At 61.3% G+C, this 11,811-nt stretch carries 9 protein-coding genes; 4 read left to right on the forward strand and 5 right to left on the reverse strand.

The genetic code is table 11. The annotated features are described in order from the left end of the window. Positions 1-129: 129 nt before the first annotated feature. Positions 130-390, reverse strand: coding sequence for a 30S ribosomal protein S16 (gene rpsP / locus ACVOLI_RS12175; protein ID WP_481614612.1), 261 nt, complete (start codon positions 388-390; stop codon positions 130-132). A gap of 283 nt (positions 391-673) precedes the next feature. Here rpsP and ACVOLI_RS12180 point away from each other — a divergent pair, with 283 nt between their 5' ends. Further along, the gene (locus tag ACVOLI_RS12180) at positions 674-886 is read left to right on the forward strand and encodes a ParD-like family protein (protein WP_282273430.1); all 213 of its coding nucleotides are present in this window, start codon (positions 674-676) and stop codon (positions 884-886) included. Beyond that, positions 883-1,674: a type I methionyl aminopeptidase gene (gene map / locus ACVOLI_RS12185; RefSeq protein ID WP_481614613.1), complete on the forward strand. Its 792-nt coding sequence runs from the start codon at positions 883-885 to the stop codon at positions 1,672-1,674. Before ACVOLI_RS12180 ends, map begins: the two co-directional genes overlap by 4 nt. Before the next feature lie 205 nt (positions 1,675-1,879). On the opposite strand, the gene ACVOLI_RS12190 is transcribed toward map, so the two are convergent. Further along, positions 1,880-3,973, reverse strand: coding sequence for a M13 family metallopeptidase (locus tag ACVOLI_RS12190; protein ID WP_481614614.1), 2,094 nt, complete (start codon positions 3,971-3,973; stop codon positions 1,880-1,882). 310 nt (positions 3,974-4,283) lie between these two features. On the opposite strand from ACVOLI_RS12190, the gene ACVOLI_RS12195 reads away from it, so the two are divergent. Together ACVOLI_RS12195 and ACVOLI_RS12200 are read left to right on the forward strand one after the other, a co-directional pair. Further along, positions 4,284-6,746 (forward strand): mechanosensitive ion channel family protein, encoded by a 2,463-nt coding sequence (locus tag ACVOLI_RS12195; RefSeq protein WP_481614615.1) that lies wholly within the window; start codon positions 4,284-4,286, stop codon positions 6,744-6,746. A gap of 129 nt (positions 6,747-6,875) precedes the next feature. Then, the gene (locus ACVOLI_RS12200; protein WP_481614616.1) at positions 6,876-7,676 is read left to right on the forward strand and encodes a hypothetical protein; all 801 of its coding nucleotides are present in this window, start codon (positions 6,876-6,878) and stop codon (positions 7,674-7,676) included. 51 nt (positions 7,677-7,727) lie between these two features. Here ACVOLI_RS12200 and ACVOLI_RS12205 read toward each other — a convergent pair whose 3' ends face one another. The 3 genes from ACVOLI_RS12205 to ACVOLI_RS12215 are packed head-to-tail and all read right to left on the reverse strand — an operon-like array spanning position 7,728 to position 11,658. Continuing rightward, complete coding sequence (locus ACVOLI_RS12205; protein WP_481614617.1) at positions 7,728-7,997, reverse strand: PAAR domain-containing protein; 270 nt, start codon at positions 7,995-7,997, stop codon at positions 7,728-7,730. After that, positions 7,994-9,670: a type VI lipase adapter Tla3 domain-containing protein gene (locus ACVOLI_RS12210; protein ID WP_481614618.1), complete on the reverse strand. Its 1,677-nt coding sequence runs from the start codon at positions 9,668-9,670 to the stop codon at positions 7,994-7,996. Before ACVOLI_RS12210 ends, ACVOLI_RS12205 begins: the two co-directional genes overlap by 4 nt. Beyond that, positions 9,667-11,658, reverse strand: a complete 1,992-nt coding sequence (locus ACVOLI_RS12215) for a T6SS effector phospholipase Tle3 domain-containing protein (protein WP_481614619.1) — start codon at positions 11,656-11,658, stop codon at positions 9,667-9,669. Before ACVOLI_RS12215 ends, ACVOLI_RS12210 begins: the two co-directional genes overlap by 4 nt. Between the last annotated feature and the right edge of the window lie 153 nt (positions 11,659-11,811).

Raw genomic sequence — 11,811 nt, forward strand, 5'->3', positions numbered from 1 at the left:
CCCCCCCCCCCCCCCCCCCCCCCCCCCCCCCCACCCCCCCCCCCCCCCCCCCCCCCCCCCGCCGCCCCCCGATATATTTCCTTTCGCTCCGGCGGGGGGGCCGCCCCGCCCCCCCCCCCCCCGCCAGGATCAGGCCGCAGCGGCCTGGGCCTTGGTCGCTTCCTTGTACAGGTTGCGAACCTTGTCGGTCATCTGGGCGCCGTTGGCGATCCACTTGTCGCAAGCAGCGATATCCAGCACAACGCGCTGCTCGCCACCCTGTGCAACCGGGTTGTAGTAACCGACGCGCTCGATGTTGCGGCCGTCGCGGGCGCTACGGACGTCGGAAACGATGATGTGGTAGAACGGACGCTTCTTGGCGCCGCCGCGGGTCAGTCGAATCTTGACCATTGTGGTGTTTTCCTATGTTGCCCAGTCGCCAGGATGGCGCGGTAAGCCGGCGATTATAGCGACCACCCCGCTCCATTCCAACCCCGGCCCTGATCGGGAACCTGAACCAGCCTCAGCGCTCACCTTCCACCAGCGCTGTCGGTGCGTCCTTCGCAGCCAACCCGGTTGGCGCCCATCGATTTTCACGCCTGGCCATGCCCGCCGAGCTGCCCCTTCTGTCTCGTTCAGTACCTCGGGCATATGATTCGCATATGAATCATATATTCAATTCAAGGGACAACCGATGGGCATCGTGAACATCGACGACGAACTGCACGACAACCTGCGCAAGGCCAGCACCGTGTCCGGCCGCTCGATCAACGCCCAGGCCGGGTTCTGGATCAGGATCGGCATGCTCTGCGAACTGAATCCGCAGCTGAGTTTCCAGGAGTTGGTGGCGCGCGAACTCGCGGCTGCCGGGGTAAGCCCAGCGGGCATGCGGATGGCGGAAGCATGATCAAGCAGCCGCATGAACTGGTATTGATGGCCGAATCCGGGCGCCTGCTGGCGTCGGTGTTCGAAGCACTGAACCAGCTGCCGCTGGAAGGCATGAGCACGCTGCAGGTAAACGATTGGGTCGAGCGCTTCATCGTCGACCGCTTGCAGGCGCGCCCGGCCAGCAAGGGCCAGTATGGCTTCGCCTATGTGCTCAACAGCTCCATCGATACCGTTGTCTGCCACGGCGTGCCGTCATCGAAGGACATCCTTCGCAGCGGCAGCATCGTCAACCTGGACATCACCCTGGAGAAGAACGGCTACATCGCCGATTCCAGCCGCATGTTCCTGATCGGCGAGGTAAGCCATCAAGCCAAACGCCTGGTGCGCGTCACCAACGAGGCCATGTGGAAAGGCATCGCCGCGGTGCGTCCCGGCGCAACCTTGGGCGACATCGGCTTTGCGATCAACCGCCACGCCAAGGACGCCGGCTATTCGGTGGTGAAGGAGTACTGCGGCCACGGCATCGGCCGCGAAATGCACGAAGAGCCGCAGGTGCTGCATTACGGGCATCGTGGCGCCGGGCTCGAACTGCAGGCCGGCATGACCTTCACCATCGAGCCGATGATCAACCAGGGCCGCGCGGCGATCGACAACCACGACGATGGCTGGACCGTGACCACGCGCGATGGAAAGCTGTCGGCGCAGTGCGAGCATACCGTCGAGGTGACGGAAACCGGCGTACGCGTACTGACCCTGCGCGATGAGGAACGGGCCACCGCACAGAAGCTGCTGGGCGCGCTCGTGTAAGACGCGCTTGTGTAGGAGCGGCGTAAGCCGCGAAGCTGGCATTGCTGGAGTTCTTGGCAGATACGCCACCTGATGATCTATCTGCTTCGCGGCTTACGCCGCTCCTACAAAAAGCAGGCAGCTCGCCGCCAATGTGATCAGCCAAAAAGAAGGCCCGGCAATGCCGGGCCTTCTTCATTCACAGAACGTGTTTAAACAACAAACATCACCAGATCACAACCCGCTTGTCGTCGGCCCGCACCATCGCATCGCCGGCCTTGCACTGGAACGCGGCGGCATACGACGGCATGTTCGACGGCGCACCGTTGGCACGGAAGTTGGCCGGTGCGTGCGGATCGGTGTTCAAGCGCACGCGCAGCTCGCCATCGGTGAAGTTGCGGCGCCACACGGTGGCCCAGTTCATGAAGAAGCGCTGGTCCTGGGTGTAGCCATCAACTGGCACGTTGAGCTTCGCGTCTTCCTTCAGCGCCATCTGCAGCGCGTCGTAGGCAACGGTGAGGCCACCGAGATCACCGATGTTCTCGCCCAGGGTCAGCTTGCCCTTGACGTTCACGCCCGGCAGCGACTCGTAACCGTCGAACTGCGCGACCAGCTGGTCGGTGCGGCTGTTGAACGCGCTGCGATCAGCATCGGTCCACCAGTTGTCGAAGTTGCCATTGGCGGCGAACTGGCTGCCCGAGTCGTCATAGCCGTGCATCATTTCGTGGCCGATGACCGCACCGATGCCGCCGTAATTCAGCGCTGGATCGGCCTTGGCATCGAAGAACGGCGGCTGCAGGATCGCGGCCGGGAACACGATTTCGTTCTTGGTCGCGTTGTAATAGGCATTCACCGTCTGCGGGGTCATGCCCCACTCGGTCTTGTCCACCGGCTTGCCGATCTTGGCCAGCATGTAGCGGTAGTTGAACGCCTGCGCCGCCTGCATATTGCCCAGGTAGCTGTCGCTGTTGGTGGTCAGGCCGGAGAAATCACGCCACTTGTCCGGGTAGCCGATCTTCGGGGTGAAGCTGGCCCATTTCTCCAACGCCTTCTTCTTGGTGTCCTCGCCCATCCACGGCAGGCCTTCCAGGCGCGCCTTCAGCGCGACCGACAGGTTCTCCACCAGGTGCTGCATGGCCACCTTGGATTCGGCCGGGAACACCGCGTCCACGTACAGCTGGCCCAGGGCTTCGCCCATCGAGACATTCACCGAATCCAGCACGCGCTTCCAGCGCGGCTGCATTTCCTGCTGGCCGCGCAGGGTCTTGCTGAAGAAGTCGAAGTTGGCCTGCTCGAAGTTCTTGCTCAGGTACGGCGCGGCGTTGTCCACGGTGTGGAAGCGCAGGTAGGCCTGCCAGGTGGCCGCCGGCACGTCGGCCAGCATGGTGTTCAGTTCGTTGAAGAAGCCAGGCTGGGCCAGCGAGAACTTGTCCTTGGCCGGGATCTGCAGCGTGTCGAACAGCGCGGTCCAGCTGAAGTTCGGGGTCTGCTTGTCGGCATCGGCGGCGCTGACCGGGTTGTAGCGCTTGGACGGGTCACGCAGCTCGATGCGCGACAGCGACGCCTTGGCCAGGCGGGTTTCGAAATCCATCACCGCCTTGGCCTGCTCCTTGGCCTGCACGGCATCGACGCCGGACAAGGTCAGCAACTGCTCGATGTAGGCCACATAGGCTTCGCGGATCTTGGCCTGCGATTCGTCGAAGTAATAGCCCTTTTCCGGCAAGCCCAGGCCGCCCTGGCCGACATAGGCGATGACGTTGGCCGAATCCTTGAAGTCCGGGCTGGCGTACAGCGAGAACAGGAAGCCATTGCCCTGCGCATGGGCATCACGCAGGTAGCCGGTGATGGCGGCGCTGTCATTCAGCGCGGCGATCTTGTCCAGTTCCGGCTGCAGCGGCTTGATGCCGGCAGCCTCGATGGCCGCCTCGTCCGAGCCGGTCTTCCAGATGTCGCCGATCTTGGCTTCGTTGGAACCTGCTGCGGCCTTGCCAGCGGCCGCCTGCTGGACCAGCGCGTGCTGCACCTCCAGCGAGCGCTCACGCAGGATCTCGAAGCTGCCCCAGGTGGTCTGGTCGCCCGGCACCGGGTTGGCCTTGAGCCACTTGCTGTTGACGAAGCCGTTGAGGTCGGCACACGCCTGCACTGCCGGATCCAGATCGGCGGCGTTGAGCGAGATCAGCTGGGTCTTGAGCTGTGACTGGTCGAACGCGACCTTGGCTTCGGCAGCCGGCGCGGCAGGCGCTTCGGTCTTGCCACAGGCGGCGAGCGAGGCAGCGATTGCAACCGTCAGGGACAACGGGACGAGCTTGGAAAACGACATGGACATCTCCGGCCAAACAGGGAAAAGGCCATGCAACTGCATGGCACAACCGACGAGCGTAGGGGATCATGGCCACCGACGGATAGGCCAAAGGTCACGCAACAACCTCGCGACAGGCGTCGCAACGCCCCCTCCCCAGCCAATGGAAAACCGGCGTCCTGGTATGAGCACCTCCATGCCCGCCCCTCCACCAGCCGCCAAAACCAGGCACGTTTCCCAATACCGGCTGGCCCAGCCAGCGCCCACCGGACATACGCTGTGCCAAACTCCGGCAACGTGGATCGGAGCATCCACCTGCCGGGAGTCGCCCATGCTTTGGCTGCGCGCAGTAGTGTTCTGTTTCGCCTCGGTCTGCTGCCATGTCGCCCACGCACAGGCAACGCATCCGCTCGACCCGGGCACGACGGCCGCACCCGCAGCGCCAACGGCAAGCACTCCCGAGCCCGTCGATACCGCACTGATCGTGACCCGCGCTGATACCGATGAGCGCCTGGCGATTGCCGCCATCGAGCTGGCTGGCCAACCAGATCCCATCATCGCGCTGGCACCCACGCTCGAGGACATCACCCGCTCGGTTGACCTGCGCCGACAGGCCTTGTCCCCTGCCCAGCTGCGCAGGGTGCCGATCATGCGCCTTGAAAGCCTCGATCGACATTGGCAGTTCGACAGCAAGCGATTCACACGCTGGCGCGACGCGCTGCAGATCGCCACCGCCCCCTATGCCGAGGATGCCGCCGAACTCGCGCAGCGTCGTGCCAGCTGGCAAGCAACACGGCAGCAGCCGAGCAGCATTCCGCCACTGCTGCTCGGTCGCATCGATGCCGTGATAACCCGCCTGACCGAAGCCGAGCAGGCGCTTGCCGGTCCGCTTTCACGGCAGATGGAACTCAGCGCGCGCGCCAATGCCATGGAGGTGCGGCTGCAATCAGGCCACGCTGCGGTCACCGATGCCATCAGCTACCTCGACCATGAGCTGCTGCAGGTGGATTCGCCACCGCTCTGGCGGATCGATACGGATTCCCCCGACCAGCGCGCAGCGGCCAGCGACGCACTCAGCTCGGGCCTGCAGATCGAGCTGGAGTTCAGCCGCGCCTATCAAAGCGAACACCGCCACACGCAGATCCTGTTCCACACAATCCAGGTACTGCTGCTGCCGTTGCTGCTGTGGGCCCGACGCTATGGTCGTCGAGCGAACGTCAACAACAGCATCGACGCCGCCACCCAGCGCGTGCTGGCGCGGCCCTGGTCAACCTGGTTGCTGCTGTCCACGGTCGCCATGCTGGTACTGGAGCCCGATGCGCCATTGCTGACCCTGCAGGCGGGCATGTTGTTCGCCTTGGTCCCGGTACTGCGCCTGCTGCCGCCCGCGAGCAAGCGCCTGCTTGGGCATTGGCCGCTGGTCGCATCACTGCTGTACCTGCTCGCCGGGCTGGGTTTCTTCTTCCTGTCGAGCAATACCGCCTTCCGCGTGTATACGCTGGCGCTGACCCTGGTGGCCATGGTGCTGACCGGCTTCGTGCAATGGCGGGCCTACCGCGCCGGTCACGCACGCACAACCGGCAGGACCGGGCAGCTGCTGCGTGCAGCGGCCTGGGGCGCGCAGGGCCTGTTCGCGGTCTCCCTGCTAGCCAATATCCTGGGCAACCGCACGCTGGCGGAAATGCTGACCAGCGCGATCATCGACAGCGCCTACTTCGGCCTGCTGCTCTATGTCGGCATCGCGGTACTGCTGAGCTTGATGCACCTGCTGCTCAGCAGGCCGAGCCTGGCGCGCTACCGGCTTACCCGCGATCACGCGCCGCCATTGCTTTCCCTGCTGGCGCGAGTAGGTGTTTTTGCGGCCGTTGTGGGCTGGATCGTCTATGCGATGGATAGCTTCCGCATCCTGCGGCCAACCTATGCAGTCCTCGGCAAGGTGCTGTCGCATGAATTTTCCTTTGGAGAATTCAGTTTGTCGCTCGGCCATGTGCTGGCCTTCATCGCCGCAATCACCATCGCCTTCTGGGCTGCCCGGGTTACCCGCCTGCTGCTGCAGGACATACTCCAGCATGGCACCAGCGTGTCGCGCGGCATTGGCAACAGCATCGCCTCGCTGGCCTCGTATGCGGTACTGATGCTGGGCGTGGTGATCGCGCTGTCGGCGGCCGGCTTCAAGGGCAGCCAGCTGGCGCTGCTGTTCGGTGCATTGGGCGTTGGTATCGGGTTTGGCCTGCAGAACGTGGTCAACAACTTCGTGTCCGGCTTGATCCTCATGTTCGAGCGACCGATCCAGCCCGGCGATGTGGTCGAGGTCGGCCCGATCAACGGCCGCGTCCGTGACATCGGCATGCGCTCCACCCGCATCAAGACCTTCGATGGCGCCGATGTGGTGGTCCCCAACGGCACCCTGCTGTCCGAGCCGCTGGTCAACTGGACCCTGCTCGACCGCAACCGGCGCATTGAAGTGAGTATCGGCGTTGCCTATGGCAGTGACCCGCAGCAGGTTCTGGCACTGCTTTCCAATTGCGCCACGCAAACCACCGGTATCGCCAACGAGCCGGCCATCGCCGCGCTGTTCGTTGGCTTCGGTACCAGTTCGCTTGATTTCAGCGTGCGCGCCTGGACCCGCGACTACGACAACTGGCTCAACATCCGCAGTGAGCTCATCACCCGCATGCACGCAGCATTGCAGGAGGCCGGGATAGAAATCCCTTACCCGCAACAGGATGTGCATGTGCGTAGCTTGCCGATGACAGCACCAGACAATTCTCATCCAACGCCGCCAACTACCTGAGCATTGGGTTGCTGGCAACGACTACTTTGCGGAACAGCACGAATCTTCCGGCCAAATCGAGCACGACAGAAACTGCATGACAGGTACTGGATCTTGTACCGTGGTCCAACATCCTTCTGATTCAGGCCGATGTCCGAACACCACTGGTTCCTGCTTCCAAAACATCCTCACCTGCCCGCGCCAGACTGGCAACAACTGGAAAGGTTGATGCTTGAGGAGCAGATGCTCTTGCCCGCTTCGGGGCGAAGCATCCCTGGATGCATGCTGGCCGATCTGAGCATGGCGGTCGCAAGTATTCCCGGAGCGACCTATCTCTACGGCGAAACATGGGCAACAGCTGAGGATGTACTGCGCAGCCATATCGCCGCAGGTCACATCCCCGCAACCATCCCGACGTCTCCGCATTGGTCGATCGAGGACGCAGTGAATGCACTGCAAGCCCATGGCATAACTCTGGGCGATACATGGAAATTCAGCGCCCATACCTGGTCCAGCTGGGCCAGCCCCCGTTACCGGGTGGGGCCGGCAATGCGCCCCTTTTACGATAAACAAGACTATGAGATCGAGCGTAAGCGTGCCGCCATTACCTTGTTCACAACACCTGCGGATCAGCCCCCGTTTGTAACTGCTGGCGAGAACACCGGCGCGCCTTACGTTCCCGGAGACGAAACCGAACTTGAAGAACTGGAGCCTTTTGGCTCTTACGTCGACTTCATCAACGCTGCATACGAAGACATCCAGACCACCTGGATCAATCCCGATGATGGACGGCCGTATCACATCCTTGATCTTGACTGGAGCGACGGTCTAGGCATCGGCTGGAACTTCATGCAGTTCGACAATGGTGGCGACTTCGATCGGGATCGCTTCGCTACTGTAATCGGCGAACTGATTGGGCAGCCGGTGTTGTTCGCATATCGTCATCTCTGAGCGCCGAACGCGGTCGACTCTGCCTCCAGGTGCGGAATCACAAGCACTGCTTCAAGCTGATGTCATGTTGACAGCCACGCCAGCGATGGCGTGGCAGCCACAGGCAAGTTTGTGACCCTCGAGCACCACTGGCTTGCCTTGCAACGTCCGCGTTGGGTGCCCTTCGACAAAGCGGAAAATTCCGCGATGCAGTGGGCAGGTAGCGTAATCTCCAAGCACCGCGATAGCCCTGCCATTCACTGCATGACTCCCAGCGAGCTGGCATTCTGTGACTTTTCCACCGCTGCAGGTGGCATCACCTAAACAAATCGGTGATGTCATCTACCGCGCACCTTTCGCATGAAGGGGTCATGGTTGATCCCAGGCGGGTTGTTCTTGGCCTTTTCTTCATCGCTGGGTGGACGCACCATCTGAATGGTGGCGCTGCCATCGGCACCGGCGTAAACCACCGCGCTGACTCCGCCCTCGTGATAGCTGGCAATCGCCCCCAGTCCGATCTGCACCAGCGGGCTGGTCAAACCGACATCGGCGATGCGACGGCCGATGTCGAAGCCCTCATCGACATTCCCAAGTTCCAAGCCATGGCCATCGGCATTCAATGTATGCAAGGCATTATTCAGGGCCACGCCCAGTGCCGTGCCATCATGACTGTCGTAAAACACCCGGGCCGGCACGCTACCTTCCGGCAATGTAGCGAGCGCCTGCTTCCAGCCTTCGAGTATCGCCAGCGTTTGCAGCGCCTGCTTCAGAGGCTTCCCCTCGGAATCGCGCAATGGGACCTTGATGGGCCGGTGCAGATGACCCAGGTGGGGAGCACGATCGAACTCCTCTACTTGATGCTTTGCCCAGCGAATCGGCAACCATGGGGTGGGCTTGAAGTCACCTGGCCCGCGGTTGTCGGTTGTTTTCCAGAGTTCGGGCAGAACAGCCTGCCAGAAACCGGTAGGTGTGGTGCCGGGGCCAATAACGTCTCTCGCGCCAGCTTTGCGCGCCTCCTCCTCGTAGTAATTCAGCGCCTTGGTTTTGGTCTCAAAGAACAGCGCCCAGAGCTTACCCAGATCGGTACGGGTGTCCTGGTTGTTTTCCCTATAGTCCGGAGCATACGGGCGCAGGTAGTGGTCCACGCGATCACTGCGTGCAACCAACAACACTGCAGTGGTGTCCTCCACCACAGGGACAAAATGCTCGTCAGGCATGGATGGCGTACCCCGCGGAGCATATCTCTGCCGCATGACATCACCGTCGCGTGCGGCAATCATCGCCATTGGCAGCTCGGGGGTGTCATCGAAGAGTGCAAACAACTGCTCGATCGTCGGCTGCGCATGGGTGGTGTTGGCATCCTGCTGCCACAGAAACAATGTCACCCCAAGCGAGCCGCTAAACCTGCCCTCGCCGATCAGGCCCGCCGCACGTCTGATCTCACGTTCGTCGCGGAAAGGCGGCTCTACTGCGAAGACCGGAATTGGCCAGTACGCCACCGAATCGGCTGCGGCATACCGGAAGGCCGCCCCGGTCCTGATGCCTGCCTTGACCTCGCGACTATCTGCGGAATCTGGATAGTCATTGGGATCCTGTGAGTAGATGGAGCTGAAGCCATCTTGGCCCGGCGCGCGGATTTTCTTCCATACAGAGGTCTGGTGGTTCGCACCAGGGGCGATACCAACACCGCGCAACTCCAACGACCAGGTCGGGCTGCTCGTCGGTTCTTCAGCGGAAGCAGATTCCGTCACTGCAACAGCTGAGACACCCGATTTGGCTACAAGCGCCTTGTAACCCCAGTGCCCTGCAAAAGCCGCCGCAGCCAGCGTGGCGATACCGGCAATTCCAAGAATAATCGTGCTGCGCATATAGCCCATTTCCATGTCGTTCAGTAGGGCGTCGGGGTCCTTCGTTGTGGCCATTGCAACTATCAGCAGGATCCAGATAACGCCGAGCACGCCCGCCGTCCAGCAATAGGGCGCCAAACGTGGGCGAATCGTACCGATGCCACTCATGACGGGTTCTCATTGAAGTTTCCGCCGCTCACCATCCGCGGAGGCTTCCGCAGGTTGACGAGCGAAGATGCCGGAAACTCGCCAGATTTGTAGTAACGACCACAGGACTCGATGAGCTTTCGCGTGGCGTCGCTTAGATCATTCCACTTCGGATTGTTTCTCATGTCTTCGAGCTGCTTGTCCTCCATCCTCCAATCCCCCATCAGCGTCAGCAGCGCACGCCAATCCTTGTCGTCCAGGATATGGCCCTGGCCAATTGCCACATCCATTGCGGTCACCCAACGGTGATTTTCTGAATCGCGTAGCACACCGGAGTGATAGCTGTTGTCTTCCAGCTGCGACTCCGCCGTTCGCATCCAGGTGCGCGCCTCGTCGGGGGTCATTTCCCGTTCAAGTGACTTGTCAAACATGCCCTTGGTGCGAACGGCACGCGTCTGACCATTTTCATCCACGGCCTCGCTATTGAACTTGGCAAGAGCAGCATCTTCCTTCATCCCTACGTAGGCCTCTGGTAAAGGCACCCATGGGAAACTCGCCTTCTCCTTTCCCAGCGAAATGTTCTTGGTGACATCATCGCCACGATCTTTGCCAAGAGTGCTTGGGCTGCCTTTGACCGCTTCGCCACCGAACATCCTTGGTGCGTGCATAGGCATCAACGCCTCCCCATTGATCCACAAGCCCTCGTCCTCATTCATTGGCTCGGAAGCAGCGATGTTCTTCGCAGACCAACCACCACCGGCATAACGTGGCTCACCTTTGGCACGCAGCAACTGGCGACTGGGTTCAGTACCAACCCACACCTGCTTGCCCTCACGGTGACGCTTGGTCCACAAGCGCTGATAAAAGCGCATCTCACGCAGTCTTTCCATTGCACCGCGCCCTTCCACCAGGTCGGGAACGCCGAAGGTGCCAATGCCAACCACCTGACTCAAGCCTACGGTGGCATCATCAGGGCTGAAATACAGATATACCTTGCCCCGGTTATCGCGCTCGGGGAATGCCGCCGAGCGACCATCGACGCCAATGCGATGCCCATTCAGCGCACTCCATCCTGGGCCTGCGCGACCACCGGATTTGGGTTGGCCAACACAAAGGTCATCCAACGTTGGCAAGATATAAGGCTCGCCAGTTACTGCGCCGACGATGCCTAGAAAGTCTCCCAAGGTATCGCCTCCCTTCGGTGTGACTTTGGCATGCAACGAATAGGGACTGGCCACCATGATCAGGCAATCCGCACAGCGTTGCCGACGATCGGCCAGCATTGCCTGCGCAAGCAAGGTGATCAAGGTGCCCTGGCTGTGCCCCATGACGGTAATGGTTTCGGAGGGATAGACATTCCTGATGGTGCTGATCATGTTGGCCAGCCTTTCGGCGGCCAACACGAAATAGCGCCGATGCGGGCACTCCCCCATGAACTGACTGTTTGGCAGCTGGGTATTTGCCACATGCCTGATGGCCAAGTCGAAGCCTTTGCCGTACATTTCGCGCAAGTTATTGGTGGCGTTCGCGAAGAATCCACCACCCTTTCCGAAATGCCGGTCCAGCCGGTTGCCGAACTTGTCCTGATACTGGGTGCGTATCTTGGCAGGATCGCCTTTGGAATCGCGCTGGATCTCGCCTTCGGCCGCCCGGTAGCCCCAATAGAACGGTATCAACACGCTCTTGGATTGGCCGTCCTTGCGCAGGTAGAGGTGTGTATCTGGATCATCAAGAACGTCAACATCATCCTCAGTGTGCAACTGCTTGGGCTTGGCCTTTGCCGCCCGGTAATCCACGCCATACCTTCCAGACCTCAAGTCAGTGCGGTCCAATCGCTCGTTCAGGCCCTGGCACAAGCCCTCTTCCACCGAGGCATAACTGGCGCCAGGGTCATTGACACCATGCAAGAAAATGACCACGCCGGGCCGCTGACGAGGCACCGGCGTATTGCTCGGCACAGCGGAATTGGGTGTAAGTCGGCTTTGACCCGCAGTCTCGTAGTTACTCACTTGCATACTCCTGTTTGCATTCTGGCTTCCATTCCATCAATGGTCAGCAAGCGCTTCGATACGGCGACCACAAGTCACCAGCACTCAAGGTGAAGCCGGTGCGCAGATGAAAACCCTGAGCACATCGGCGGTAGTACGGCGCATTCAACCCTT

This window comes from Stenotrophomonas sp. STEN029 (assembly GCF_056760015.1).